Consider the following 24451-nt stretch of genomic DNA (forward strand, 5'->3'; position numbering starts at 1 on the left):
GTCACTCCCACCATGATGTGAATTGTCAGCCCACCAAGCTGACGAACCATGAACACGAGGAGAGACCATGACACGAAGACGTGCGCTGAAAGGCGCGTCATCCAGCAAGCTCGAACCAAGCAAGCTCAAATCTACAGCCGGCACCAAACCAGCAGCAAAGACAAAAGCCACGACGCAAACCGTCCGCATTAATGGCGTCCGCACGATCATCACGACACGCGATGGCAAGGTGACTACAAAAGCAGCCCTGCCTCTGGAATGGGAACTGCAAGCTGCACAGGTCCGGGCATTACGCAGATTGCCAGAATACGTTCACACAGCGAGAGACGTGAGGCCAGGAACATTCACACTGGCTGGAGATCAGAACGCAGCTAAGCGTGGTCTTAAGGCAAGAGCCGAAGCATTAGCGGCAGGACTGACGCCGGGAGAAGCAGACGTCCGGATCTATCTCTACGGTGGTGTACTGCGGCAGATTGAAAACAAGGTCGGCAAGGCCAAGCTCGAACCAAGTCAGATAACCCGCCATCCATTACTTGAAGCTCTTGGCTTTCCCGTCGTGGTCGTCAGGGCTGTCACCGAAGACGATGCAGCAGAGCAGGCAGTGATTCTGGTTAAAGGCTGGCTGCTGGAAGCTTCGAACGAAAACCAACCAGAACCACACGAGGAAGCAGCATGACCAAATCAACCCGTCATGGATCGCTATCTGAGCAGCTTAAGGCGCTAATGGCGTACCGTAATCGCCCTGAAGAAGAATATGAGCCCATGCAGACGAACTGGTCTGTTACACCAGCTGCGAACGACAATGATCCTGAAGAAGTTGCTGACATGGGTTTCGAGCGTAAGCGTCTCGTCACACCATCGGTGCAAGCCATCATGGAATGTGTTGCAACCGGTGAAGTGGAAACAAACGACCGTGGCCAGACTGTAAGTATCGGTCGTTTGCGTTTCAGCGACGGCAACCAGACAGAGGTTGGTTACGTGCTGGGAATTGATGGTGACGTCATCCAGGCAGATATCAGGATGCCGACCGGTTCAATGCTTGGCTGTCGTGACAAAACGGATGTGCAGTCAGGCGGCAGTGCTGATCCACGGCACATCGTCGACAGCAATCACTATTTCGCAGCTACGCTGGATACTCAACCATCCCGTTACATTCCTTCAAAGAAACGTCGCAATGGGCAGAGTTTTACAGCTGAGCAGTCAGCAAAGACGCTCGCTGAAGCTTACGCGAACACAGACATGTCAAAGGTCACATACACTCGGTATCCGAAAGGCCTGCCGTGCGGGTCGCCAAAGGTAGCTGATAGCTTCCTTGGTATGCGAAAGACAACATGTGCAGGAGGCGGAGGAGAGGCATGGGAAGATACGCTGTCAGCAATGATCGAACGCAATGTCTGGTTTGATGCGTTACAAGATTTGAAGGACAGGGATCGAGACATCCTTGACGCTGCAATGACGGCGAAGAACTTTACCAGTGTGTCGCCCGGTGGAAGTGATCGCGGCGCACGGAAGCGCGGACGTCGGGAATTGTTAGCCGCCAACGATAATCTGGCAGCAGCAATCAAAAAATACGCAGCTTAGGTTCCGATTATACGATCTCACGGAGAGTATAGTGAAGGGGTTCAACCGCATAGCGGTTGCCTCACACTGTTCCGTGCGCAATGGCGACGGACCCGAAGACATGCTGCAGTCAGGTGCAGTCTCTGAGCTTCGGGTAACTACCCGACGATAGTAGAAAGCACATCGACCCCAGTGGCTTTGCCATGCGTCGCTTGCGCTGTCGTCAATCTGACAAGCAAGCGCAATCCCCTGCAGTCAACGGCTCGCAGACATAGGTAGTGCACGCCTGCATTGCGCTTGCCAATCTATTCAAATCCCCGGCGCCGTTTCTCCTCCGGCAGACGGGATACGGCGGGTTGAGCTCATTCCTGTGGGCTCCCCGCCGATCAATAAAAGGAAGGTTGGCATAGCGGCTTAATGCAGCGGGTTGCTAACTCGTCGGGCGGCAACGTCCCGTAGGTTCAAATCCTACATCTTCCGCCATTCATAGCAGGATAGAGAAGCAGCATCTCATCTGGTTCATACCCAGAAGAATGCCGGTGCAAGTCCGGCTCCTGCAACCAATTGATCTGTTCTAGGGCGTGGCCCGCGAAATCGCCTTTGCGGTTGCAGATCATCCAAAACGAGACCGGCAAAGCTTCGTCGTAACCTACGGGAAAATTATCAAAAGGTCTGAACTGAATAGTTGTTGAGGGAATAAGATCCTCTCTCTACTCGGATAAAAAGCGCAACTTCTAAGGGTAAGTTGTAATCACTGTTGTAAGCTAGAAAGCCGAAATAATCGGTGTAATTCCAACCTGGTATAATTCGACGTAAATCACGAGCCGTAAATGGTTCTAAAAGGGTTCCATCGACGTACACGGCAGTTAGAACGAGCTGATAGGCGTTCTTCGCCGAAATTTTCATCATACAATGGTATACATAATCACCAAACTAGCAAGCAAACCTAAGTCCGCGCTCATAAAAAGGGGCGATCCAGCTTAGAGTGATGTGAAATGCGGCCACAAAAAATCCTTTGAATCGGCTCGTCGGGGCGTTTTCATTTGAGAAAAGGCAGGCGGTAAACGCCTACCTCAAGTTCGTATCCGGCAGTATTGTGCAAGAGCTTTAAATTATTTCTTTTGCTTCTCGGTATCTTTGATTTGGGTGGTGAAGCCACCTCCTGTTTTGCTTGCAGACTTCTCAGCAGATGCTGATTTATCCTTCTTCGGTTTGCGCACTTCACGATTACTGCGTACTTGGCCTTTTGCCATGACGGAAACTTTCTTGTTCAGAGCGGATTGTTCCAAACCTGCACAGATATCCGTTCAGGTCATTTTGCTCTAATTTAAGCCTAGCACCTATGCCTTGCGCCCGTACGATAATTCGACAGTTCAGGCCGTTTTGTTTGGAATGAGTATAGATTACCTGCAAGCATCGGCGCGCGATCTAAACGTATTTGTCAATTGAAACTGCTCATTGATAAGTCCCCTGCTTTTTGCCGGATCTCTATGTTTGGTTTCACACTATGACACAACGCACATGGCTCCGCCTCTATAAGACTGCCCGTTGGCAACGAATGCGCGAGCGACAACTGACCGAGCAACCGCTTTGCATGTTCTGCTTACGGGTTGGCGACGTCGAACCAGCGACGGTTTGTGATCACGTCATCGCTCATAAGGGCGACGAGTTCCTATTCTGGGATGCAGGCAACCTCCAGTCACTATGCAAGACATGCCATGACAGAACCAAACAGCGTTTGGAGCGAGGTCAGGACATCGTGACCTTCGGGGCCGACGGGTGGCCGGTTTGACCCCCGGGGGGCACGAAAAAGTCGACGAAGGTCGAAAACGCCGGAACGGCGAGGGTCCACAGCGCACGCATCCACAATTCAAAATATGACCCCTGTGAAGGATTTATGCCATGGCGAGGCCTAGAACGCCTCGCGCCAAGGGGGCAGTCGAGGCAAGCGATAAGAAAAACCCACAGCGCTTCAAAAACCGCACCGATGTCAAGGCCGATGGCCCGCTCGGCAATCCTCCCGCATGGTTGAAGGATACGCCGGAGCTAAAGGCCAAGGCTGCATGGAAGTTGTTTGAAAAAGAGCTTCCGTGGCTGAACCAGTCGCACCGCACTCTGGTCGGTATGGCAGCCAATATTCAGGGCCGCATCATGGCTGGGCAGGAAGTTGGCGTGCAAGCGATGAACTTGCTGCGTCAGATGCTTGGCCAGATGGGTGCAACGCCTGCGGACGCTTCTAAAGTTGCGACTGGCGACGACGGCGATGAGAAGGACGATCTGCTTGACTGATATGCCTGCGCTGGAGCGTGTGAGCGCTTACGCGCAAGCTGTCCTTGACGGCACTGAGATTGCAGGCCCGCACGTTCGGAACGCTTGCCAGCGTCATTTCGACGATTTGGCGACAGGTCATGAGCGCGGGCTCTGGTTTGATGACGAGGAAGCGGATCGTGTGTTTCGTTTCTTCGAAGAGCGCTTGAAGCTCTCAGAAGGCCAGTTTGAAGGCAAGCCCTTTAAGCTACATGCATCACAAGCCTTCAAGCTTGGTTCGCTGTTCGGTTGGAAGCGTGAAGACGGTTCCCGTCGTTTTCGTCGTGCGTACATCGAAGAAGGCAAGGGTAACGGCAAGTCTCCATTCGCTGGCGGTGTCGGTCTATTTGGATTGATCGCCGACAAGGAAGCTGGCGCACAGATTTATGCCGCCGCTGCCAAGAAAGAACAGGCAGGGATTCTATTTCAGGACGCTGTGAAAATGGCCCGGGCTGCACCTGCATTGATGCAGCGTGTGAAGTTCAGCGGCGGTATCGGCCGAGAGTTCAATATCGCGCACCACAAATCGCAGTCATTCTTCCGTCCGATCTCAAAGGATTCAGGAAAGTCGGGTTCTGGTCCTCGTCCACACTTCGCGCTTTGCGATGAGGTGCACGAGCATCCTGACCGATCGACGATGGAAATGCTTGAGCGTGGCTTCAAGTTTCGTCGTCAACCGCTGCTTTTGATGATTACGAACTCTGGCAGCGACAAGAATAGCATTTGCTGGGAAGAGCACGAGCACGCAGTACGGGTTGCAGCCGGGACGCAGACGCCAGACGAGGTGTTTAGTTACGTCGGTGAAGTCATCGATGATACAACGTTTGCATGGGTTTGCGCGCTCGATAAGGGCGATGATCCTCTGAACGATCCGACTTGCTGGAAGAAAGCTAATCCACTTCTCGGTGTGATTCTGACGCACGAATATCTGGCAGGCGTTGTTGCTCAGGCAAAACAAATGCCTGGCAAGCTGAACGGAATCCTGCGCCTGCACTTTTGCTGCTGGACCGATGCCGATAAGGCATGGATGCCGCGTGAGACTGTCGAAAGCGTCATGGACGACTTCGACCCAGAAGAGGACCACGCTGACAAGCCTGTTTTCATGGGCGTCGACCTTTCCGGCAGTAAGGATATGACTGTTCTTGCCTGTGTGATTCCTACGGGTTTCATGGAAATGGAACGTGATGACGGAGATACCGTCAGTCTGCCGACCTTTGACGCGTGGGTTGAGGCTTGGACGCCACAAGAAACTCTGCAAGCCAGAGCGCAGGCCGACAAAGCGCCGTATGAACTATGGGTGCAGCAAGGCTGGCTCAATGCTACGCCTGGTAAACGTGTCCGATATGACTTCGTTGCAGCGCGTCTCCAACAGCTTGATCAGCAATTCGAAATCAAAGCGATTGCTTACGACCGCTACGCTTACGACAAGTTTCGCGAAGAGGTAGACGCGCTCGGCATTGAAGTCGACCACGTTGCCCATCCGCAGGGCGGTAAGGTCAGGGCTAAGCCTGAACCATCCAAGGTCGAAGCCGCTAAAGCCGCTGGCCTGCCATCTCCGCAAGGCTTGTGGATGCCGGGTTCAGTGCTGGCACTAGAAGATATGATCATCGACGGGCGCATCCGTTTACGGCGAAACCCGGTGTTGATGACTGCCCTCATGGGCGCCACGTTCGATCACGACCCGCAAGAAAACCGCTGGTTTGTAAAAACGAAAGCTTCGGTTCGTATCGATGCGGCGGTAGCTTTGGCGATGGCTATTGGTGCTGCGATGGACACTCCGATTGAGCCAGAAGAAAACCTCGATGACTTTATCAATAACATGGTCGTCATCGCCTAACTAACGACGGAGCGAATATGGGCTTCATTGATCGATGGGTCGGAAAGCCCATCAAGCTCACCGACGGCGAGTTCTGGCGAGGTTTCTTCGGCCTTGGAACGACTTCAGGTGAAACAGTCACTTACGAAAAAGCACTTGAGCTTGATGCAGTCTGGGCGTGCGTAAATCTCGTAGCGAACTCCGTTAAAACGCTGCCATGCAACGTGTTCAAAGACGACGGCGTCACAATCGATCGTGAAAACGTTCTGTACGAACTGCTCCACGACATGCCCAATCTCGACGACACCGCGTCTGATTTTTGGGCCATGGTTGCGATGTGCCTTTGTCTTGACGGTAACTTCTTTGCAGAAAAGAAGATGAACGGCGGTCGACTTACGGCTTTAAATCCTTTTCATCCTCTCGCAGTCAAGGTTTGCCGCGACGACAGGAACAATCGATACTACGAAGTGACTGAAACCTCCAAAGGCAAGTCAGGCACAATCCGTCGTATCAGCGAAGACAAGATGTTTCATGTCCGCGGCATGGTCATTCCCGGCTGTGATCGCGGTCTTTCGCCAATTGGCGTTGTCCGGAACACTGTCGGCAACGCACTTGCGGGTGAAAAGACGGCTGGCAAAATGTTTGCCAACGGCATGCAGGTTGCGGGCGTTCTTTCATCTGACCAGATCCTAAAATCAGAACAGCGTAAACAGCTTGGTGAAGTTCTTGGCCAGTTTGCTGGGTCTGAAAAGGCCGGCAAGATTGCTGTTTTGGAAGCTGGGCTTAAATACCAGCAGCTAACGATCAATCCTCAAGACGCACAAATGCTAGAAACGCGACAGTTTAGCGTTGAGCAGATCTGCCGCATCTTTGGTGTGCCCCCTGTTATGATTGGCCATGCTTCGAACGGGACGACGACGTGGGGCAGCGGGATTGAGCAACTGATCCTGCAGTTTACTAAGACCTGCCTCACTCCTTTGCTGCGCAGTATTGAATCAGCAGTCTATCGCGATTTGCTGGACGCAAAAACGCGCAAAACGACTGTCGTGAAGTTCAATATGGAAGGCTTGCTGAGAGGCGATAGCCAAGCGCGCGCTGACTTCCTGCAGAAGATGGTCAATAACGGCATTTATACGCCGAATGAAGCTCGATCCTATGAAAACAAGGCTGAAATGCCTGGCGGTGACGAGCTCATCGTCAATGGAACAATGCAACCTTTGCACGGCATCGGCCACAACGGCGGACCATCGCTTGATGGCGCGCCGGACACGCGCGCTGCTTAAGGATACTTTATGAAATTCGAACACATTTTGACAGCCTTTGAGGCTGAACCGTGGGCGATTCAGCGCGAAAAACTGGCAGTCCTCGCGGATATTATCGCAGCTCGTGCTGCCGGTGATAAGTTTGTGACGTCTGAGTTTGCTGCTGCTGTTTCTGATGCTCGGGCGAAAGAGATTGCGGAAACCGACGGTAAGGTTGCAGTAATTCCCGTTTACGGGGTCCTTTCTGACCGTATGGACATGTTTTCTGCGATGAGCGGAGGCACTTCGTATGCCGGCATCAAGCGGCAGCTTCACAAGGCGCTGTCTAATGACGATGTAAAGGCCGTCGTGCTTGACGTTGATAGCCCGGGCGGTTCCGTTCCCGGTACCGACGAGCTGGCCACCGAGATCCGCAAGCTACGCGGTGGCGAAAAGCCGATCATTGCGCAGGTCAACAGTCTTGCCGCAAGTGCCGCATACTGGTTGGCATCGTCCGCTGACGAAATCGTTGTTACGCCTTCGGGCCGAGCTGGTTCGATCGGTGTCTACACCGCGCATGATGACATTTCGGCAGCTTTGGATAAGGCGGGCGTTAAGCGGACGTATATTTCCGCGGGCAAGCACAAGGTCGAAGGCAACGAAACCGAGCCGCTTGGCAAGGAAACACTGGCGTATATTCAGGAAAGCGTGAACCGTTCGTATGAACGCTTCCTAACAAGCGTTGCCGATGGTCGCGGTATCACAAAAGCCCGTGTGGAAGCTGACTTCGGTCAGGGCAGAGTTTTCTACTCTGAAAAGCTTATCGAGCTGGGTATGGCTGACCGTGTCGCAACGCTTGACGAGACACTGGCACGCTTTGGCGCCGAAACCGAGCCAGCATATGTGCGCCGAGTGAAAGCATCTAACGCCGCAAAGGCCGATGCAGCCACGCTTCTTGCCTCGAAAATGGCAACAGGCGAACAGATTACCAAACGCGAATTCGAGAATGGTTTGAAGGGTCTTCTAAACCTATCGAATTCTGAGGCAGAGCGGGCCGCTCGGCTCTACCTCAAGGAAGGTCAGGGGGCTCCTGACGTCGAGACGGATGCTGCTGCTTTGGCAGCCCTAAACCGGCTTTTGGCCGAAGCAAACACACCACTCTTCAAAGATTAAGGAGCCACACATGGCTGATAATGTACTTGCCGATAAGATCGGCGAGCTTGGTACTTCGCTTGCCTCCATCAAGGAACAGGTTGGCAACCTTGCCGTAGACTTTACGTCGAAACTTGCTGCTAACGGCGAGGTTTCTGCTGAGCTCAAGGAAAAGACAGACAAGGCCCTGTCTGAACTCGGCGACATGACCACGCGCCTTGGCGATCTCGAAAAGCGTGCTGCGCGTGAAAAGGAAGAAGGCGCGAATGAACAGAAGTCGCTGGGCGATCTGGTTATCGACTCTGCCGATTACAAGGCTGGCATGCTGACAGGTTCGTCTCGCGGTTCCATCAAGGTGACAGCAGATCGTGCTGCAATCACTTCAGCCAACACGACGGTAGGCGCTGGTCGTAGTCAGGGCACTTCACTCGTTCCGGGCGCACGCGTGCCGGGCATCTTTGGTCTGCCAGAGCGTACTCTGACGATCCGCGATCTCGTGCTTCCGGGTCAGACTTCTTCTAGCTCTATCGAGTACGTGAAGGAAACCGGCTACACGAACAATGCGGCTCCTGTCGCTGAAACGACCGCAAAGCCATATTCGGACCTGACGTTCGATATGACTTCTGCGCCGGTTCGCACTATTGCTCATCTGTTCAAGGCTTCGCGCCAGATCCTGGACGATGCTCCGGCTCTTCGTTCCTATATCGATGGCCGTGCTCGTTACGGTCTGCGCTTTGCGGAAGAAAATCAGCTACTCAATGGCTCTGGTACTGGCCAGAACATTCATGGTCTGGTTCCGCAGGCAACCGCGTTCAATCCGGCGTTCGCCGCAGAGAATGAAACCGGCATTGACCGACTGCGCCTTGCGATCCTTCAGGTCGTACTCGCTGAATACCCGGCAACGGCATTTGTCCTCAATCCAATCGATTGGGCAAAGATCGAGCTGACCAAGGATCTTGGCGGGAATTACATCATCGGCAATCCGCAGGGATCGTTGACGCCAACTCTCTGGAACCTGCCAGTGGTTTCCACTCAGGCTATGGCTGCAGGTGAATTCCTCACTGGTGCGTTCAGCTTCGCTGCACAGATCTTCGATCGTCTCGATATCGAAGTGTTGCTGTCGAGCGAGAACGTCGACGACTTCGAAAAGAACATGTTCACGATCCGCGCGGAAGAGCGACTGGCATTCGCCGTCTATCGTCCAGAGTCGTTCGTAACCGGCGACGTCGAAGGCGCTTAATGGGGGACGGGGAGCTTCGGCTCCCCTTTTCCAGATTGGAGAGAACATGACTGATTTTTTAGAAGTTAAAGCCCTAAAGACTTTTGCGCTCGGCAAAGAGCTAAAAACCCGCAAGAGCCCGCCGTTCAAAGTTGAAGCTGGTGAAGCTCGACAGTTGGAAGCGCAGGGACTTGTCGCGCTGGGCAGTAAGACTGACGTGATTAAGGAAGCGGACGGCGGCGCGCCAGAGAATGGCACCAAGCCTAAGCAGAAGGCGAAATTAGATGGCAGTATCGACAAAGACGCGTAAGAGGCGGGTAGCCAGCTACATCGGCGCCGGGGTCGTTATCCCAAATCCTCAGCCCGAACCGGAGCCGGAAGTACCACCTGAAGGTGGTGGCGATGGCTCTGATTGATCTTACTGTATTCAAGCGTCACCTTCGTGTTTTTCACGACGACGAAGACGACGAGCTGACGCTTTATCTCGTCGCCGCAGAAAATGTGGTCACTGAATACCTCGATCGCGAGGTCGTAGCGGCGGGTCAAACGCCGTCACTTGCTGACGGCATCGTCATTAATGCCGCTATTTCGGCGGCCATTCTGCTTGTCGGTGCAGACCTTTACGAAAATCGCGAGCCTGACACCGCATCCAGCGGAGACGCAGTTTTGCCGAGACATGTTCGAGCGCTGCTCTCGGCGTACCGAGTTTGGCGGGAATAAATAGTCAGCGCGGCAGAGAGAATGGGCAGCCAATATTGGCTTTTGCCCATTTGTTCCAAACATTCTCAAAACGATCATGCGGAAAGGCCTGCCGGTCTTTGTAAAATGATGCATCGGCATACAGAAGCTTGGTTCTCAATAGCTCCATCATGAAGTTCAGAAGCAAGTGCTTCCTTTTTGTGAGCAAATCGACGACTGGTTCATCTAGATCGGATTCAAAAAATTCACCTGCTTTGTTCGGCAGGTCAAAAATCCTGACGCGCACAAGATGCCTCATGATTGGATCTGGATTCAATCTCCAGACTGATCCACCCGGCCGATCGTAAAACGGCTGAGTATGTTGATGATTGTCGATGACTGCTTCGCAGCATGTAAGAATATTGTTGACGATGTCGGAAAATACGTCGGTCACAACTGAAGTATGTGTGCTGTTCGGCAAGCTAAGAACAAGATTTGACCATCCATGCTTTCTGACAAGCAAGGAAATCTGAAACTCATCAAAAATTTCGTTTTGTTCTGCAATCATCGATACACGCGCGCGGCTGATTGGCGTTTGAATTTTGCTCTAACCGCGCTTCTCCAGTCTTTGCCGCCATATGATCAGACTCGTTCTTTGCTGTCGAGCGAAGGAGGGAAAAATGCCCCACGTCCGCTTCTCCGAAGACTTCGACTGGAAGCCACTCCCGCAAGTCACGATTGCTTATAAGGCTGGCTGGTCCGGCCTTGTGACAACACCGTGCGCAAATTCTGCCGTTAACGCCAACAAGGCTATGCGTCTGAAAACCCCGAAAAAAGGTGAGAAGGATGGCGAAACGTAAGGGCGCAGGCGCGCTCAACAACATCGTCGTCTTTCAACAGCGTGAAGCGGTGCGGGACGAAGGCGGTGGCACTAGCCAAGATTGGGTAGACAAGTTCGAAACTTCTGCTCGTTTACAGCCACGCCTAGGTTCCGAAACGGACATTGCGTCCCGTACGCAGGGCATCCAGCCGTATACGCTCGTTGTCAGAAGCGAAACGCGAACAAGGGGCGTTACGCCGTCTTGGCGGGCTAGGAACAAGCGAACCGGTGTTCTTTACGAGATCCAGTCATGTGCCAACCCGGACGAAGTTAATCAGTACATCGAAATGCGCGCTGTCGTGCAGGGCGGTGGCTGATGGCTATCGGTGCTCGTATTCTGGGGCTTGCTAAACTCGAACAGAAGTTCAAGCGCTTGCCGAAAGTCGCTCGCGACATGGTTCGCGGGGCTATGGAGCAAGGTGCCGACGGTATCGTCGACATGATGAAACGTCGTGTTGCTGAAGATGACGGAGCACTACGGGAAAGCATAGGCTGGACGTGGGGTAAAGCTCCAAAAGGCAGCATGGTGATCGCGACAGTCGAAGCTAGCCTTGCAGCTGATTGGACGATCACGATCTATGCAGGCAACAAAGAAGCTTACTACGCGCGCTGGGTTGAGTTCGGCACCGTAGGATTTGCCAATAAAGGCATGTTTCCAGGCACAAAGAATCCCGGTCAGGGAAAGCAGCCATTCTTCTACGTGACGTGGCGGGCCAAAGATAAAGAAACAAAACGCCGTATTCGTCGAGCCATCACCAAAGCAGCGAAAACAGTAGCCGCAGGAGGCTGATGGATGGACCCTGTATGGGAACTTCAAACCGCGATCTATGCGAGGTTATCGCAGAATGCCGCGCTGACAACGCTAATCGGCACGGACAAGGTCTATGACAACCCTCCCGCAGATCCGAATGGCAACATACCGGCCGCAACGTACCCGTATGTTTCATTCGGCAGCGCTTCATCTTCTGATGACAGTGCCGATTGCGTTGATGCGGTTGACGTCACTTTTCAAATTAATTGCTGGTCGTCTCTTCCAAGCCAAAAACAGGTTCGGCAAATCGCCGACGCTGTCACCAAGGCACTTAGACGATGGGAACCCCCACTTACGGTAAACGCTCTCGTCACATTCGACCCTTGGCGCACCGACTATATCCGCGCTCCCGGCGTCAATCAGGCGTCACTCCAGTACACGGCCGTGATTGAGACGCCGTAGCCCGCACAGTCGGATTTCACCACTTATTCTGTTGTAAGGTCGCCATAGGCGGTCTTTTTTGTTGGAGGCCGCATTGGCTCAAGCAACGACTATCAAGGGCGGCAAATTCCGCGTCCTTATCGGCAACGATGCCGACCCAATTGTATACGAAAACCCATGCGGCTTCACGCAGCGGTCTATTACAATCAACAAGGGCCTCGAAGAGGTCAATGTTCCTGACTGTACCGATCCTGATAAGGTCGATTGGGTTGGGCGAGATGCAACCAGCCTTTCGATGAGTATCAGTGGTGAAGGCGTACTTGCCGCTGAAAGCGTCGATGTTTGGCTAGATGCGGTCGACAGTCTCGAATCCATTCCAGTGAAGGTAGAGTGGGAATTCCCTGCAAAAACCATTACGTGGACCGGCTTCATGCATGTTGAAAGCATTGAGGCGGGCGCAACCAACGGCCAGCGCGCAACGCTGAATGTCAGCTTGCAGTCTGACGGTGTTATGGTTCGTACGTCTACCCCGGCTACACCATAATGAGCCGTGACGCATCGATCGAACTAACCTGGGCGGATGATGATTACACCTTCCGCCTTGGGTGGAGCGAACTCGAAGCACTTCAGGAGGCCTGCGATGCGGGCCCCTGGGTTATTCTTGAGCGGCTTCACAACAAGCAATGCCGGTCTGGTGAGATTGCTGATGTTATCAGGCAGGGGCTCATCGGTGGCGGTTTGAAGCCGCCTGAAGCCACAAAGCTGGTTCAGAGATACGTCAAAGAGCGTGTGTCTGATTTGGCTGAGAATCTCTTATTTGCGATAGCTATTTTGCAAACCGCCCTTCAGGGAGCGCCTGACGAGCCATTGGGGGAGCCGGGGGCGGCAAGTCAGGAGGGGAACAACTCGACAGTCTCCCCAATGGAAAGATCAGATTTGCCGCAATCTACGGAAACGGTGCAGTCCTAGGATTTACGCCGCAAGACGTTGGGAAAATGTCTATGTGGCAATACATGGCTGCGCTTGATGGTTACATCAAAGCGAATACGCCAGACGAGCCCGGTAAGCTTTCAGAAACCGAGAAAGACGATCTTTGGGATTGGATTAAGGCTGGGTGATGCTGGCCCTTACCAATACTTTACGCCGATGTTTTTGTCATGCCAAGGCCGTCCGACTGTGAAGTTTAGACACCGGTCAACTTCGCCTCGGGCTTTGGCAAAGCTATCAGCGCGACCGTCGGGGCTGCCTTTCTTCCAAGAATTCAGGGCTTTTACCCAAACATCGCAATCGGCCTCGTAGTCCCTAAGCGCTTGCTCTGCGCTAGCTGAACGCGCTGCGGCAACATACTGCGCACCACGATATTCATTCCAAAAATAGTAGCCGACGAACGCTATAATCGCGATGCAGGCTGCACCAATCAATAATTTCATCAGGCTCCCCAAGCTCGCATTCGTGCGGGCTTTTTCTTATCAGGACATCGTTGAGTATGGCAAGAACCGACCTCGAAAGTCTGGTTGTTCAGCTTTCTGCTGACTTCAAGTCATTTGAAAAAAGCCTGGCTCGCGCCAACGATGTTTCTAATCGCCAATTTAACGCGATTGAACGTCGCGCCCGCCAGATGAACAAGAATCTGGATAGTATTTTCACACGCTCATTTAGTGGACTTACGGCACCGCTCGCCGGAATAGGCGCCGCGCTGGGTGTCGATCAGCTTCGCAAGATGACTGATACGTGGACGGATATGACGTCCCGCGTCAACCTTGCCGCAGGATCGATCGATAAGGGCACGGAGGTGATGGGGCGTCTCGGTGAGATGGCTCGCCGTACCTATTCGGATCTTTCACAGACTGCTGAAAGCTATCTCTCTAATGCCACAGCCCTTCGTGAGCTCGGCTACAATACTGATGAATCTCTGAACTACACCGAGGCTTTAAACAACGCTCTCGTGGTGTCAGGAGCCAAGGGCGATCGAGCTGCACGAGTTATTGATGCGCTCGCTAAAGCTATGGCGACTGGTAAGTTGCAGGGCGATAACCTCAATACCGTGATTGAATCCGGTGGCCGCGTTGCGGAAGCGTTGGCAGCTGGACTTGATACGACAGTTGGCGGCCTGCGCAAGCTTGGCTCGCAGGGCAAGATCACTGGTAACGACATTGTTCGCGGCCTCTCGAGTCAGATGGAAACGCTTCGTAAGGAAGCCGCCGACATGCCTGCCACGATCGGCGACGGCTTTACACTTCTGAATAATGCTCTTCTCCAGTACGTTGGCAATGCTGACAGCGCAGCTGGCGTATCTGCGAAGATTTCCGAAGCACTGGTCATGATTGCTGACAACTTCGACAAGATCGCAGATGGCGCTTTGCAGGTTGCCGCGGTAATTGCGGGTGCTTTGGTTGGTAGATCGCTCCTTGGCATGATCCGTACGCTCGGGACCGCTGGCGTGGCTCTTGGCCAGTTCAGGCAAGCTTTAGCTGCTGCAAGCACAATGGGCGGTTTGGCTACAGCCTTCGGTGGCCTTGGTGCCGCTGCTGGACCTGTAGGCATGGTCATTGGTGGCGCGGTTGTTTCGTCGCTTATTCTCTACAATTCAACAGTCGGCGAATCGAGCCAGGGAGCCACGCTATTTGCTGAGCGGCTAAAGAAGGTTGAAGAGGCTGCTAAGGCTTCGGGTCAGGCTGTAGAAGCGGCGGCCAATAGTAACAATGCTTATGCAGAAAACTCGCTGACGAAAGAAGTTGAGGCCGCCAAGAAGGAACTTGAAGACGCAACAGAAGCTGCGGTCAACATGTTGGCCTCTTTTGCTCAAGTGTCGTCGATGAGCCTCATCACTCCAGAGCAGTATGGTGAATTGGCTCGTCTTCGTGATGGAGTAAACGAAGGCACTGTTTCGGCAGAAGATGCCAAACAATCGTTGTTCGCTATGGCGAACGCTGACTACAACTTTCAGGAAGTTGCGGACGCAATTGGCCCGATCCTTGATCGTTTGGCTATGGTTTCTAGCGCTGCGCGTGGCGCTGCAGCTGACCTAGCTGCTGTGTCTGGCGCTCGTGCGGTCATCGAAGATCGCTCAACGCGTTCAGCCAAGGATCCATACATCATGCAGCGCGAAGCTGCGAATGAGTATGAACGCGACCAGCTCCGCCTAGCTGCTCTTAGCAAGAAAGAACACACGCTCGAAATGGAGCGGCAGAAAGTTCGCGACGCAGCAACTAGAGACGGAATTGCTCTTGAAGAAGATGCGATTAACCGCATCGCGAAAGCCAATATTGCAGCACAGGAAAGCCGCACAGCTGAAGGCAAAAAGCCGAAGAAAGAGAAGGCGGTCCAAAAGTCCACGGATCAAAAGATTGATTCCGATATTCAAGCTGTAAAAGATAGGACGTCCGCGCTTCAGGCCGAAGCACAGATGGCTGGATTGTCTTACCAAGAGCAGGAAAAGCGGCGTATATCCCTTGAATTGGAGCAGGCAGCACTAGCTAAACTCAGAGATGAAGCGATAAAGAAGGGGCAAACTGACCTTTCGAGCATCAAGCTTTCGTCTGATCAGGTCACAAAGATCGATGCAGTTTCTGAGGCGTATGCGCGTCAGGCTGACGAACTGCGCAAGATACAAGAGGCGCAGGATAGGGCTGAACATGCGGCTGCTGAGTTTGCCGATACGATAAAGTCCGGTTTCGTGGGCGCAATCACCGGAGCTAACAGCCTTCAGGATGCACTTAAAGGCATTCTCAGTAAACTTGCAGAAATGATCCTGAATAGCGCATTCGACAAACTATTCAACGGAGCCTCGTCGTCTGGTGGATGGCTCACTGGCATTATGAAATCTATCGGCTTTGCTGACGGCGGTGGCGTCAAAGCGGCGACAGGCGGCTTGATCCGTGGCCCCGGTGGACCTCGTACAGACAGTATTCCAGCGCGTCTATCTGACGGTGAGTTTGTTGTTAACGCCAAAGCGACCAAGCAGAACAGATCATTGCTTGAACGTATCAACAAAGGGCAGTCTTTGGCACTTGCAACCGGAGGGATGGCGACACTACGTGCGCCCTCAATGTCCATTCTCCGGTCCTCTTCTGCATTCCATCAAGCGCAGGCGGGCGGAATTGCTGACGTGCGTGTTTTCATGGATCGCGACGGAAATTGGCAAGCCGAGGTTGAGCGTATTTCACAGAGATCAGTCAAGCAAGGTCTTGTGACATACGAAAAGGGAAGCACCGTGAGAACGGCAAGGGATCTTCGTCAGGTTAGTTCGAGAGGAATGGCAAAGTAATGGCTGAACTTCTCCCATCTGGTCTTCGATATGAAGTGACATTCCCTGTACTCAATCGTTCGGTTTCCATGTCAAAATATGGCGAGCGGGCGATAGCATTTATCGAGAATGGTGATCCCTTTTGGACGTGGACTGCAAAGGTCATCAAGATGTCCAATGCTGACCGAAATCGGCTTGAGGCATTTATTGATCGCTGCCGGGGTGGACAGGTGACAGTGCATTACACGCCCAAGCACGTTTGCATTCCGCAGGCTTATTGGGGCGATCCAAATAATCCAGCAATCATTGGCAATCCGACACTCACAGCCATCAACGGCAATACAATTACCCTCGGAACTATCGTTGTCGGATTAAAGCTGAAAGCGGGTGATCTGATAGGGTTGTCGAATGGCGATTATAACCTGATCGTTCGAGTCGCTGCCGATGCGACAGCAGTCACAACAAACTTGCAGGTTCGGATCGAGCCCTTTCTGCCTTCCTACATCACGACAGGTTCAGTGGTGCGATTGAAAAATCCGATCATGAACATGCGTCTAATGCCGGGCAGTTGGAGCATTGCGGAGGGTAAATTCCCCGAGGCAACCTTCCAACTAGTGGAGGTTCCGAAATGACAGAGCCGTTGCACGAAGCAACTCGGACGTGGATGAAGGACGGAGTGACTGTTCTTGACAGTGACGAAATTTACATCGCTTGCTCGGACACTGATGATTACCATGCTGAAAACACTCAGCGTCAAACTGAAGTCCAGAGAATACGGGAGGGTGAAGTTATCGCACGAATGTGGTGGGTCCGTTAGACAAGAGGCTCAGGATATTCTTTTGCTGCTCCCAGTGCTCTAAGCACCGCAGCGCGGCCATTGAAGTCGATATCGTTTGGCGGCATCTTGTCGAAAGCGCTCAACATAATCTCTTGTACATTGTTGGCTCGGAAGATCGCTTCGATCATTTGATCGACATATTCAGCTCCTCGTTCTTTGTTGATCACCCTCAGGGCCTCCGACAGAGCAAACCTCAGATAGAGGTGCTCGGCTTTAATCTTGTCACTCATACTTTCCTCCCGGGTAATGCCCTGCAAGATGATTAAAACTTCCAAGATTGGAGAAAACAATGGAAAAGAACAAAAAGGCGGACATCAATCCGCCAGTTTATGGTTTTTTTGACCAGATCAGCCAGAACGTTGTTTCACTTCTGAAATGGCTTCAGCCGAAGAGCTACTAACTCTGAAACTTCTGCAGGAGCTTTGTCTATTATCTTCTGCACATCGGCTGAGCCAAAAATACCCTTCTCAATTAGCAGGGCGATTATCATAGAGGTGGTGTAATACTCCGAGCCGATTGAGAGCCGAACTCGCAGTTCGTGTGGCGTATCTTTCGGATATTCCTTCATATCAAGCCTCCCTTTTTGTTAGGCTGCCATATAAGCCGATAACAAAAAGAATGGCGATCCTGACTGAAGTTGAGCCTATTTCAGCCGCGGGAAACCTTTGAAGCGTTCATTTTTGTCGCCCGGTGTTTCACTGTGATAAATCATACGTACTTTTCCGAGGATTTTATCCTTCGGTAACGGTCCTGACGTGAAGCGGCTATCGTCTGAATTATCTCTGTTATCGCCCATCATAAAATAGTGGTTCCCCGGGACATGAAAGACCTCTGTGTTATCGCCAAGTGAGTCATCATTCTGGCTTACAACGATATGGCTTTCGGAATTATTTGGCGCGAACTCACGAAAGAAAGTGCAACTTTGTTCCGTACCAAACACGTCAACCGGGCAGTTGATATCGGGAAGGTTGTCAATCTTCACCAACTTAAGAGGTTGATCGTCGATGTAAACAACACCTTTCTTTATCTGAATTTTCTCACCGGGCAGGCCAATAACCCGATGTACAAAGATAGTGCGTGTATCATTCGTATTTTTCGTGCTGATGATAATATCGCCCCGCTTGACAGATTCATCCTCAAGGTAAGTGCTGGATCCAATAAGGTCGCCCATTATCAAAGTCGGATACATACTATTACTTGGTACGACATTATTATAGACCTCTGCCATCGCAGCCATAGGAATGAAAGTAATCATAGCCACCAATAGTGAGCGCATGTGGGTCATCTCCGATTTTCTGCCACCCCCCTTTAATCTTACTACGATTGAGAAATTACAACCCTATTCGGAGGCTTCATGGCCTTTCCAGCACGTCTTCAGCAGCTTCTAAACGAGGGCAGAGGCAAGATCGCTTCTGCCGTCAAATTCGAGTTTGGCACTGGCACATATGGCTTCTTCGCGGGCAAGGGCAGTATCGATTATGGCGGTTTGACCTATCACGGTAATACGCTGATTGATATTGACGAACCTGTCTATGCGCTTGGAACAGCGGCACAGCCGATCACAATGAAGCTGCCCGCAAAGGCTGACTTTGGCCTAACACCGGACAAGCTCGGTTTGATCGAACAGGAAGATTACAAAAACCGTCCTGTCACATTTTACGACTTCTACTTTGACCCGGACAACAATGCCTTTCTTCACGCTGAGGCGACCTTCTACGGCTATGTGGATGTCATTGATCATCGCGAGGAAGGCGACGAAGTCTGGCTGGAGGGGCATATTGAAACCGGCGCAGTCGATAACTTCCGTGAAGGGTATCGATATGCATCGCATGAGGATCAGCAACTCGTTGCACCGGGCGACATGTTCTTCGAATATGCAGCAAGGATCAAAAATGAATTCTTCAAAATCAAATTTGGCTAGGGTGCCTGGTTGGGACCGGGCGGTTGAAGATCTTGCCTCTCAGCATGTAAACATTTTGCCAGAATGGGGAACATCTGACTGCCTGATGTCTGCGGCCGATGCGATCAAGGCGGTTACTGGGATTGATCCACTCTCGAAGTTTCGCGGGAAGTATCAGACTGAGGCAGGTGCTGCGCGTAAGATGCGCCAGAACGGCTGCGAGAACGTCAAAGATGTGTTCGAGACCTATCTTGGCCTTGAGCCTGTCAATCGCCTCTCGGCGCGCCGTGGCGACGTTGGCGTCATGAAAATGAACGGTGAGTATGTTGCCGGTTTCATTTGCAGCTCTGGCTTTGCAGTCAAACAGCCTCACGGGCTGACATTTTTTCCGGTTACGGAAATCGAGCAAGCCTACGCCGTAGGCGAATAACAGCACCGACAATTTGCAATGACCAAGGCTCGCACTAGTTGCGGGCCAGCTTTGTTGCATTCATTTGCAAGGTTTATCTCATGCCATTTCTTGCGCCTGTCGCTGCTTGGATCGGCGGAATTGTCTCGAGCGTGGCAGCTTGGGCTGCGGCTAGTCCAATTCTTGCTGGTATCGCACAAACAGCTTTCGGCATTGCGCTGAAATATGCGGTCAACGCCCTTTTCCCGCCAAAGACACAAAGCCGTGCATCCGAGCTGGAAACTCAATATGGCGCGAACATTCCGCGCTCAGTCATTCTCGGTACATGCGGCATTGAAGGGCATCATATCTACCGGAATAGTTATGGCTCTGGTGGCCGGCTTATCCAGGACGTTTTTGCTCTTGCGAGCTTTCGCATCACAGCCGTTCCGCGTGTTCGATACAACGGCGCATGGCGCGTGCTGGCAGAACAAGATGCTGATGGTTATTGGCTGGTTCCGAACGAAGGCACGAGTGGCGATGACCATGACAACTTGCGCGTCAAATTTTACTACGGCACTATGGATCAGCAGGCCGATGCGACACTGATTAATCGTGCGCGTCCCGCTGGCCGTTGGACCGCTAACCACCGTGGCGCAGGCGTTGCTTATGCGATTGTTTTCTCCGAACTGCGCAAGAACGGCGATGGCCTCACTTCTCCGGCAAAGTTGCTGTTCGAAGTCGTCGGCGCTCCTCTTTATGATTGGCGGAAAGACAGCACGATGGGCGGTTCTGGTCCTCACCGCTGGGATAATCAGAACACTTGGGAATACAGCGATAATCCCGCGGTTCAAATTTACAACCTAGAACGCGGCTTCTTCAATGGTTCTCAGCGCATGGTTGGCAAAGCCGTTCGCGCAAGCCGACTACCTTTGGCAGAATATACGCAAGCTGCGAACATCTGCGACGAAGTGATGTCCGACAACACGAAACGCTATCGGTCAAACGCAATCGCAAAAGACGGTCCCGGTGCCAACCACGATGCGAACCTCACGCCAATTCTGGAAGCGATGTGCGGTTCTTGGGTAGAGCGTGTGGATGGTGAGTTCCCGATTGCTGGCGCGCCACAAGCTATCGTGGCGACCATTACAGACAATGATGTCAAGAAAGGCGCACCGCTCCGCATGAGCGTAAAGAGAAAGCGGACTGAACTGATCAATACGGTCGCTGCATCTTATATCTCAGCAGAGGATTTCTATGAAACGAAAGACGCCGCAACTCGCATCGACACAGGCGCTTTAGCAGAAGACCGCGAAACGCTTGCCAGTGCTATCCCGTATGGTGCTGTCACCGATCCTAAGCAGGTTGACCGTCTCGCAGATATTGCCATTCGGGGCGCTCGCTATCAGGCGTCTGCCGAGATTACCGTTCATCCGAAGTTTCTTGATATGATCAAGGAAGGGCGGTGGCTTCGTTGGAACAGCGCGAAGTATGGCGACAGGACGTTTCAGGTTCTCACGCGCCAGCTCGGCGGCATTAATACCGATGGTGCGCGTGATATCTCAATTGCGTTGCAGCAGATCAGCAACGGCGTTTTCGATCCGACAGCGTATGAAACCAACCCTCCGAATATCGTGGTTGTTCCTCCGCCTCACTATCTTGCTGAGGTCCAAAATTTCGATGTTCTGCCGATTATCGTTAAGGCGGATGGAGGCGGGGAGCTTCCGGGCGCACGTCTTCTCTGGGATCCGATTGATGATATTTCAGTGGTTGGCGTCGATATTGAATATTGGCCTGCCAATGATCCCTCTCAGGTCTTCAGGAAGTTTGTGACCTGGGATGTTATCAATGTGCCGATTGTTGAAGGGCTGACATCGCTCACGGACTGGTTTGTTCGAACCCGACTTCGTGTTGACAACGGGCGCTCTGTGGCTTGGTCTGCGGCAACACCATTTCGTACACTTAATGCGAATAACGGTAATCCCATCGATTATGATGGGCTGGCGGATGACCTGAAAGGCTATCTCGGCTGGATTGGTCCGCAGATGCGCGAAATCATCCGTCAGGCGGAAGAACTCGCAACAACGACATCTGACAACCACAATGCGAACTATGCAGATATCCAGCGCTTAAGCCGTCAGCTTACCAGCACGTTCAACGGTGCGCAGGCGAGCTGGCAAGAAGACATCCTCGTCGCAACTGGTCCAAACAGTGCAATAGGTCAGCAGCTTATACGCATCAATGCGCAGCTCTGGGATAATACCGGCGCTAGCATCGTTCAACTTCTTCAGGCCAGAGTTGATGGTGTTGAAGATGAGGTTGAAGCTCAAGCAACGGCAATCACCAGCCTCACGACTGTTGTGAACAATGTCAGCGCAAATGCGACATTCAGAATGGCAAGCTCGGTTGCGCCGTCTGGCTGGAATTCTCGTATCGGAATGCAAGTCGAAGGCGGGACAGTTGGCGACTGGAAGAGCGCAGGGCTTTTTCTGGACGTGAACAGTACACAAGCTCGCATAGCGCTGATGGCTGCACAGATTGTTTTCACCAACGGCGCGGAGTTCTTTCACCCCTTCGTCATTCAGAACAACGTCATGTATGGCGAAGGCTTCGTCATGGACTGGGCGAAGATCGTTAATGTCTCGATCGAGTGGGCGCAAATTCAGAATGCCGTGATCAACAATCTGATTGTCGGAACAAGCAATCTAGACTTCAACGCTGTGACGGCGACGACTGACACGTCGTATAATATCAACACGTCAGCCAATGACGTTACCCTAAGCTCATTCGTGATCAATAGCCCGCAAGGCAACACGATTTTGCTGGATTGGTTCATCAATGCATCGTTGAGCATTATCGGTGGTTCGACACAGTCAACAACTACGATCTGGTTGATCAATACCACTACAGGGGCTGTCATTCGACAGTTCAGCTATGGTCTCACCACTGGTCAGAGTACAGCTGTATCCATCAACACGGCGGCTATTGATAGCAGTGCTGTTCGTGGAAACAATACCTATCAGGTCAGAAAGACCAACAACCAGAGCGGAACGAACTTGAGCGGTTCAGGAAATCTGAAATCGCTCGTCTGGAAACGCTGAACGTCTCAATCAAACAATCTGACTAACCAGACCGTGCTTTTGCATGGGGAGGCAAATCTATGGCCGTTTTACCTGATTACGTGTCCGGAACGATTACCGTCACACAAGGTGACGTCAATTTTACCGGCACCAATACGCTTTGGCGAACGATGGGATTTCGCGAGGGTGATACTGTGCAATTGCAGGGCTTCACAGCGATCATCAAAGGAACAAGCGAATTCGGCAATCCCATCGACAGCAATGTAGCGGGTCAGTTCGTTGAGCCTTGGCCGGGACAGAGCGGAACATTCGCGTACCGCATGCGCTTTTTGCCAGATGGTGCGAGATTTGCAGGGAAGTCTACAAACCTTATCGAACTTCTCGGTAACGGCGTCCTGGCAAATCTTGCTGAACTTGGCGTCGAGGATGGCAAAACACCAGTTGGCAATGCAGCTGGGCAGTATGAGCTGAAGCCAACATCAGGCTTCGGCATCCAAGACCCTACTGGAAGCCTTGGTCAAATCGCCGCTTTAACGCTGGCTGCAAACAAAGCTCTCGCTACTGACGGCAGCGGCAATGCTCAACAGATAGATCTCGGAACACTTGGCCGCGCATTGTTAGCTTTAGCCAATGGGACAAGTGCACAGTATGTCCGGGCTGATGGCACTTTACAAACGCTCAACGCTGCTACGGTAGGCTTGGGAAACGTCAATAATACTTCAGATGCCAACAAGCCAGTAAGTACAGCCACACAGACCGCTTTGGATGATAAGTACAGCAAATCTGGAGGTCAGCTTTCTGGTAGTATTACCATGAAAGTCAATGAGACTTCAGGAACAACAATAAGATTATTCAATGGAAATACTGCCAACTATGGCTTTTATATCTTTTTTGATCACGGGGGTGGTGTTGCAGACAATGGATTGAAATTCGCCCATACGTTTTCCGGTGTAAGAGCGACGCTCACGCAAGCTGGTAATTTCAACATTGTCGGTACTCTTTCAAAAGCTGGTGGAACCTTTTTAATCGATCATCCTCTTGACCCCTTCAATAAGAACCTGCGTCACGGCTTTGTTGAAAGCACGGAATACGTCAACATCTATCGCGGTATGGTCGATCTTGTTGATGGTCGGATGATCATCGATATCGACGCGGCGTTTGGCATGACCGACGGTACATTTGCAGCGCTGAATTCTGACGTGATGGTTACTTCACTTCAAAACCAATATGGACCTGACCGAGTTTGGGTGGAAGCGCCAGCCGAAAGCGGCAAGTTCACTATCGTCTGTGAAGATGAGCACAGCACTGCAACGATTGCTTGGATGGTGACTGGGCGTCGTAATGATGCCTTTGTGCGATCTGATCTTGATCCGAATACCGACAGCGAAGGCCGGTTCATTCCAGAATTTGACAAGGAGGATGCATAATGTCGGTAACCCAACAAATTCCAGATTTGTCAGGTTTAGGAAAAAAAGGTCTGCCGATGCATTATCAAGCATTCGGTATTGAGCCGCCGATGAAGACGGTTCCTGTTGAAGATGGGGAACCTGTCACTAAACACCCTGGCCTTAACCCGGTTGACATTTACCGCCTCGAAATTCAGTCGATGATCGACGCCAAGGCCAGTGAACGCCAGTACGACAGCGGCGCGACCTTGGCGAGCTACGTGAACTCGACAATTGAACAGTGGGCCGCGGAAGCCCAAGCCTTCGTCGGGTGGCGTGATGCTGTCTGGGTCTATGCACTGGCCGAATTGGACAAGGTGCAAAAGGCGGAACGTGATCAGCCAAGCGTCGAAGATTTCTTGGCAGAACTTCCCACTTTCGAATGGCCGGAATTTATAACTACTGCTTGAGCCGATCTCAGCTGAACTTCCGGCGGAATAAAAGCCCCAACAGACCCCCATCTGCCGGGGCTACGCAGTTCGATAGTCACGTCTCTATATTGACCTGCG

The 24451-nt window shown here is 52.2% G+C and carries 29 protein-coding genes and 2 tRNA genes; 26 read left to right on the forward strand and 5 right to left on the reverse strand.

The features are described 5' to 3' along the window. The first annotated feature begins 67 nt into the window (after nt 1–67). The 4 genes from RT142_RS05670 (at nt 68) to RT142_RS05685 (ending at nt 2123) form a co-directional block, all read left to right on the forward strand. Nucleotides 68–676 (forward strand): VRR-NUC domain-containing protein, encoded by a 609-nt coding sequence (locus tag RT142_RS05670; RefSeq protein ID WP_313027866.1) that lies wholly within the window; start codon nt 68–70, stop codon nt 674–676. Further along, the gene (locus RT142_RS05675; protein ID WP_313027868.1) at nt 673–1581 is read left to right on the forward strand and encodes a hypothetical protein; all 909 of its coding nucleotides are present in this window, start codon (nt 673–675) and stop codon (nt 1579–1581) included. The genes RT142_RS05670 and RT142_RS05675 overlap by 4 nt, the downstream gene beginning before the upstream one ends. A 374-nt stretch (nt 1582–1955) precedes the next feature. Further along, nucleotides 1956–2043: transfer RNA gene (locus RT142_RS05680), tRNA-Ser, on the forward strand. A gap of 5 nt (nt 2044–2048) precedes the next feature. Continuing rightward, nucleotides 2049–2123, forward strand: a tRNA-Met gene (locus RT142_RS05685). Between the two features lie 549 nt (nt 2124–2672). On the opposite strand, the gene RT142_RS05695 is transcribed toward RT142_RS05685, so the two are convergent. Beyond that, nucleotides 2673–2813, reverse strand: coding sequence for a hypothetical protein (locus RT142_RS05695; protein WP_170289491.1), 141 nt, complete (start codon nt 2811–2813; stop codon nt 2673–2675). A 254-nt stretch (nt 2814–3067) separates the two neighbouring features. Here RT142_RS05695 and RT142_RS05700 point away from each other — a divergent pair, with 254 nt between their 5' ends. The 8 genes from RT142_RS05700 to RT142_RS05735 all read left to right on the forward strand — a co-directional run bounded on the left by RT142_RS05700 (nt 3068) and on the right by RT142_RS05735 (nt 10015). Then, nucleotides 3068–3352, forward strand: coding sequence for an HNH endonuclease (locus RT142_RS05700; RefSeq protein WP_237854244.1), 285 nt, complete (start codon nt 3068–3070; stop codon nt 3350–3352). 110 nt (nt 3353–3462) lie between these two features. Continuing rightward, nucleotides 3463–3849, forward strand: coding sequence for a hypothetical protein (locus tag RT142_RS05705; RefSeq protein WP_313027870.1), 387 nt, complete (start codon nt 3463–3465; stop codon nt 3847–3849). A gap of 1 nt (nt 3850) precedes the next feature. Next, complete coding sequence (locus RT142_RS05710) at nt 3851–5704, forward strand: terminase TerL endonuclease subunit (RefSeq protein ID WP_313028020.1); 1854 nt, start codon at nt 3851–3853, stop codon at nt 5702–5704. Between the two features lie 17 nt (nt 5705–5721). Further along, entirely contained in the window at nt 5722–6966 is a 1245-nt protein-coding gene (locus tag RT142_RS05715; protein ID WP_313027872.1) for a phage portal protein, read from the forward strand. Nucleotides 6967–6975: 9 nt separating this feature from the next. Further along, nucleotides 6976–8097, forward strand: coding sequence for a S49 family peptidase (locus RT142_RS05720; protein ID WP_313027873.1), 1122 nt, complete (start codon nt 6976–6978; stop codon nt 8095–8097). A 10-nt stretch (nt 8098–8107) separates the two neighbouring features. Then, a complete protein-coding gene (locus RT142_RS05725) occupies nt 8108–9316 on the forward strand; it encodes a phage major capsid protein (protein WP_094544629.1) in 1209 nt (402 codons plus the stop codon). A gap of 46 nt (nt 9317–9362) precedes the next feature. Beyond that, entirely contained in the window at nt 9363–9605 is a 243-nt protein-coding gene (locus RT142_RS05730; protein WP_231194915.1) for a hypothetical protein, read from the forward strand. Nucleotides 9606–9697: 92 nt separating this feature from the next. After that, entirely contained in the window at nt 9698–10015 is a 318-nt protein-coding gene (locus tag RT142_RS05735) for a head-tail connector protein (protein WP_313027875.1), read from the forward strand. A gap of 4 nt (nt 10016–10019) precedes the next feature. Here RT142_RS05735 and RT142_RS05740 read toward each other — a convergent pair whose 3' ends face one another. Further along, nucleotides 10020–10541: a hypothetical protein gene (locus RT142_RS05740; protein WP_313027876.1), complete on the reverse strand. Its 522-nt coding sequence runs from the start codon at nt 10539–10541 to the stop codon at nt 10020–10022. Nucleotides 10542–10653: 112 nt separating this feature from the next. Here RT142_RS05740 and RT142_RS05745 point away from each other — a divergent pair, with 112 nt between their 5' ends. From RT142_RS05745 to RT142_RS05775, 7 genes are all read left to right on the forward strand, one after another. After that, complete coding sequence (locus tag RT142_RS05745; protein WP_313027878.1) at nt 10654–10833, forward strand: hypothetical protein; 180 nt, start codon at nt 10654–10656, stop codon at nt 10831–10833. Continuing rightward, nucleotides 10820–11170, forward strand: a complete 351-nt coding sequence (locus RT142_RS05750; RefSeq protein WP_313027880.1) for a phage head closure protein — start codon at nt 10820–10822, stop codon at nt 11168–11170. Before RT142_RS05745 ends, RT142_RS05750 begins: the two co-directional genes overlap by 14 nt. Then, nucleotides 11170–11643 carry an HK97-gp10 family putative phage morphogenesis protein gene (locus RT142_RS05755; protein WP_313027881.1) on the forward strand — a complete coding sequence of 158 codons (474 nt, stop codon included), beginning with the start codon at nt 11170–11172 and terminating at the stop codon, nt 11641–11643. Before RT142_RS05750 ends, RT142_RS05755 begins: the two co-directional genes overlap by 1 nt. Before the next feature lie 3 nt (nt 11644–11646). Further along, the gene (locus RT142_RS05760) at nt 11647–12066 is read left to right on the forward strand and encodes a DUF3168 domain-containing protein (protein ID WP_313027883.1); all 420 of its coding nucleotides are present in this window, start codon (nt 11647–11649) and stop codon (nt 12064–12066) included. A 73-nt stretch (nt 12067–12139) separates the two neighbouring features. After that, nucleotides 12140–12589 carry a phage tail tube protein gene (locus RT142_RS05765; protein ID WP_113499239.1) on the forward strand — a complete coding sequence of 150 codons (450 nt, stop codon included), beginning with the start codon at nt 12140–12142 and terminating at the stop codon, nt 12587–12589. Then, complete coding sequence (locus tag RT142_RS05770; protein ID WP_313027885.1) at nt 12589–13014, forward strand: gene transfer agent family protein; 426 nt, start codon at nt 12589–12591, stop codon at nt 13012–13014. The genes RT142_RS05765 and RT142_RS05770 overlap by 1 nt, the downstream gene beginning before the upstream one ends. Nucleotides 13015–13040: 26 nt before the next feature. Beyond that, nucleotides 13041–13163, forward strand: coding sequence for a hypothetical protein (locus RT142_RS05775; protein ID WP_313027886.1), 123 nt, complete (start codon nt 13041–13043; stop codon nt 13161–13163). 9 nt (nt 13164–13172) lie between these two features. Here RT142_RS05775 and RT142_RS05780 read toward each other — a convergent pair whose 3' ends face one another. After that, entirely contained in the window at nt 13173–13475 is a 303-nt protein-coding gene (locus tag RT142_RS05780; RefSeq protein WP_313027888.1) for a hypothetical protein, read from the reverse strand. 56 nt (nt 13476–13531) lie between these two features. Here RT142_RS05780 and RT142_RS05785 point away from each other — a divergent pair, with 56 nt between their 5' ends. Together RT142_RS05785 and RT142_RS05790 are read left to right on the forward strand one after the other, a co-directional pair. Next, the gene (locus RT142_RS05785) at nt 13532–16312 is read left to right on the forward strand and encodes a tape measure protein (protein WP_313027889.1); all 2781 of its coding nucleotides are present in this window, start codon (nt 13532–13534) and stop codon (nt 16310–16312) included. After that, nucleotides 16312–16923 (forward strand): hypothetical protein, encoded by a 612-nt coding sequence (locus RT142_RS05790; protein ID WP_313027891.1) that lies wholly within the window; start codon nt 16312–16314, stop codon nt 16921–16923. Before RT142_RS05785 ends, RT142_RS05790 begins: the two co-directional genes overlap by 1 nt. A 181-nt stretch (nt 16924–17104) precedes the next feature. On the opposite strand, the gene RT142_RS05795 is transcribed toward RT142_RS05790, so the two are convergent. Both RT142_RS05795 and lepB read right to left on the reverse strand, forming a co-directional pair. Beyond that, a complete protein-coding gene (locus RT142_RS05795; protein WP_313027893.1) occupies nt 17105–17359 on the reverse strand; it encodes a hypothetical protein in 255 nt (84 codons plus the stop codon). A gap of 413 nt (nt 17360–17772) precedes the next feature. After that, nucleotides 17773–18405, reverse strand: coding sequence for a signal peptidase I (lepB, locus tag RT142_RS05800; RefSeq protein WP_313027895.1), 633 nt, complete (start codon nt 18403–18405; stop codon nt 17773–17775). A gap of 78 nt (nt 18406–18483) precedes the next feature. Between lepB and RT142_RS05805 the strand changes: the two genes are divergently transcribed. The 5 genes from RT142_RS05805 (at nt 18484) to RT142_RS05825 (ending at nt 24352) form a co-directional block, all read left to right on the forward strand. Next, entirely contained in the window at nt 18484–19050 is a 567-nt protein-coding gene (locus tag RT142_RS05805) for a hypothetical protein (RefSeq protein ID WP_313027896.1), read from the forward strand. Next, nucleotides 19022–19459: a DUF6950 family protein gene (locus tag RT142_RS05810; RefSeq protein WP_409558568.1), complete on the forward strand. Its 438-nt coding sequence runs from the start codon at nt 19022–19024 to the stop codon at nt 19457–19459. Before RT142_RS05805 ends, RT142_RS05810 begins: the two co-directional genes overlap by 29 nt. An 80-nt stretch (nt 19460–19539) precedes the next feature. Then, complete coding sequence (locus RT142_RS05815; protein WP_313027899.1) at nt 19540–22518, forward strand: hypothetical protein; 2979 nt, start codon at nt 19540–19542, stop codon at nt 22516–22518. A 59-nt stretch (nt 22519–22577) separates the two neighbouring features. After that, nucleotides 22578–23924: a hypothetical protein gene (locus RT142_RS05820; RefSeq protein ID WP_313027900.1), complete on the forward strand. Its 1347-nt coding sequence runs from the start codon at nt 22578–22580 to the stop codon at nt 23922–23924. Then, nucleotides 23924–24352 (forward strand): hypothetical protein, encoded by a 429-nt coding sequence (locus RT142_RS05825; protein ID WP_313027902.1) that lies wholly within the window; start codon nt 23924–23926, stop codon nt 24350–24352. Before RT142_RS05820 ends, RT142_RS05825 begins: the two co-directional genes overlap by 1 nt. Nucleotides 24353–24451 lie beyond the last annotated feature (99 nt).

This window comes from Brucella sp. (genome assembly GCF_032066345.1).
Lineage (GTDB): Bacteria > Pseudomonadota > Alphaproteobacteria > Rhizobiales > Rhizobiaceae > Brucella > Brucella pseudogrignonensis.

Bases quoted from the DNA above. Each gene is read 5' to 3' on its own strand.
- RT142_RS05710 (WP_313028020.1), top strand. From the start codon at position 3,851: ATGCCTGCGCTGGAGCGTGTGAGCGCTTACGCGCAAGCTGTCCTTGAC.
- RT142_RS05695 (WP_170289491.1), bottom strand. From the start codon at position 2,813: ATGGCAAAAGGCCAAGTACGCAGTAATCGTGAAGTGCGCAAACCGAAG.
- RT142_RS05715 (WP_313027872.1), top strand. From the start codon at position 5,722: ATGGGCTTCATTGATCGATGGGTCGGAAAGCCCATCAAGCTCACCGAC.
- RT142_RS05760 (WP_313027883.1), top strand. From the start codon at position 11,647: ATGGACCCTGTATGGGAACTTCAAACCGCGATCTATGCGAGGTTATCG.
- RT142_RS05735 (WP_313027875.1), top strand. From the start codon at position 9,698: ATGGCTCTGATTGATCTTACTGTATTCAAGCGTCACCTTCGTGTTTTT.
- RT142_RS05775 (WP_313027886.1), top strand. From the start codon at position 13,041: ATGTCTATGTGGCAATACATGGCTGCGCTTGATGGTTACATCAAAGCG.
- RT142_RS05675 (WP_313027868.1), top strand. From the start codon at position 673: ATGACCAAATCAACCCGTCATGGATCGCTATCTGAGCAGCTTAAGGCG.
- RT142_RS05785 (WP_313027889.1), top strand. From the start codon at position 13,532: ATGGCAAGAACCGACCTCGAAAGTCTGGTTGTTCAGCTTTCTGCTGAC.
- RT142_RS05705 (WP_313027870.1), top strand. From the start codon at position 3,463: ATGGCGAGGCCTAGAACGCCTCGCGCCAAGGGGGCAGTCGAGGCAAGC.
- RT142_RS05790 (WP_313027891.1), top strand. From the start codon at position 16,312: ATGGCTGAACTTCTCCCATCTGGTCTTCGATATGAAGTGACATTCCCT.
- RT142_RS05700 (WP_237854244.1), top strand. From the start codon at position 3,068: ATGACACAACGCACATGGCTCCGCCTCTATAAGACTGCCCGTTGGCAA.
- RT142_RS05770 (WP_313027885.1), top strand. From the start codon at position 12,589: ATGAGCCGTGACGCATCGATCGAACTAACCTGGGCGGATGATGATTAC.
- RT142_RS05755 (WP_313027881.1), top strand. From the start codon at position 11,170: ATGGCTATCGGTGCTCGTATTCTGGGGCTTGCTAAACTCGAACAGAAG.
- RT142_RS05810 (WP_409558568.1), top strand. From the start codon at position 19,022: ATGAATTCTTCAAAATCAAATTTGGCTAGGGTGCCTGGTTGGGACCGG.
- RT142_RS05750 (WP_313027880.1), top strand. From the start codon at position 10,820: ATGGCGAAACGTAAGGGCGCAGGCGCGCTCAACAACATCGTCGTCTTT.
- RT142_RS05730 (WP_231194915.1), top strand. From the start codon at position 9,363: ATGACTGATTTTTTAGAAGTTAAAGCCCTAAAGACTTTTGCGCTCGGC.
- RT142_RS05740 (WP_313027876.1), bottom strand. From the start codon at position 10,541: ATGATTGCAGAACAAAACGAAATTTTTGATGAGTTTCAGATTTCCTTG.
- RT142_RS05720 (WP_313027873.1), top strand. From the start codon at position 6,976: ATGAAATTCGAACACATTTTGACAGCCTTTGAGGCTGAACCGTGGGCG.
- RT142_RS05745 (WP_313027878.1), top strand. From the start codon at position 10,654: ATGCCCCACGTCCGCTTCTCCGAAGACTTCGACTGGAAGCCACTCCCG.
- lepB (WP_313027895.1), bottom strand. From the start codon at position 18,405: ATGCGCTCACTATTGGTGGCTATGATTACTTTCATTCCTATGGCTGCG.
- RT142_RS05670 (WP_313027866.1), top strand. From the start codon at position 68: ATGACACGAAGACGTGCGCTGAAAGGCGCGTCATCCAGCAAGCTCGAA.
- RT142_RS05820 (WP_313027900.1), top strand. From the start codon at position 22,578: ATGGCCGTTTTACCTGATTACGTGTCCGGAACGATTACCGTCACACAA.
- RT142_RS05825 (WP_313027902.1), top strand. From the start codon at position 23,924: ATGTCGGTAACCCAACAAATTCCAGATTTGTCAGGTTTAGGAAAAAAA.
- RT142_RS05815 (WP_313027899.1), top strand. From the start codon at position 19,540: ATGCCATTTCTTGCGCCTGTCGCTGCTTGGATCGGCGGAATTGTCTCG.
- RT142_RS05805 (WP_313027896.1), top strand. From the start codon at position 18,484: ATGGCCTTTCCAGCACGTCTTCAGCAGCTTCTAAACGAGGGCAGAGGC.
- RT142_RS05795 (WP_313027893.1), bottom strand. From the start codon at position 17,359: ATGAGTGACAAGATTAAAGCCGAGCACCTCTATCTGAGGTTTGCTCTG.
- RT142_RS05725 (WP_094544629.1), top strand. From the start codon at position 8,108: ATGGCTGATAATGTACTTGCCGATAAGATCGGCGAGCTTGGTACTTCG.
- RT142_RS05780 (WP_313027888.1), bottom strand. From the start codon at position 13,475: ATGAAATTATTGATTGGTGCAGCCTGCATCGCGATTATAGCGTTCGTC.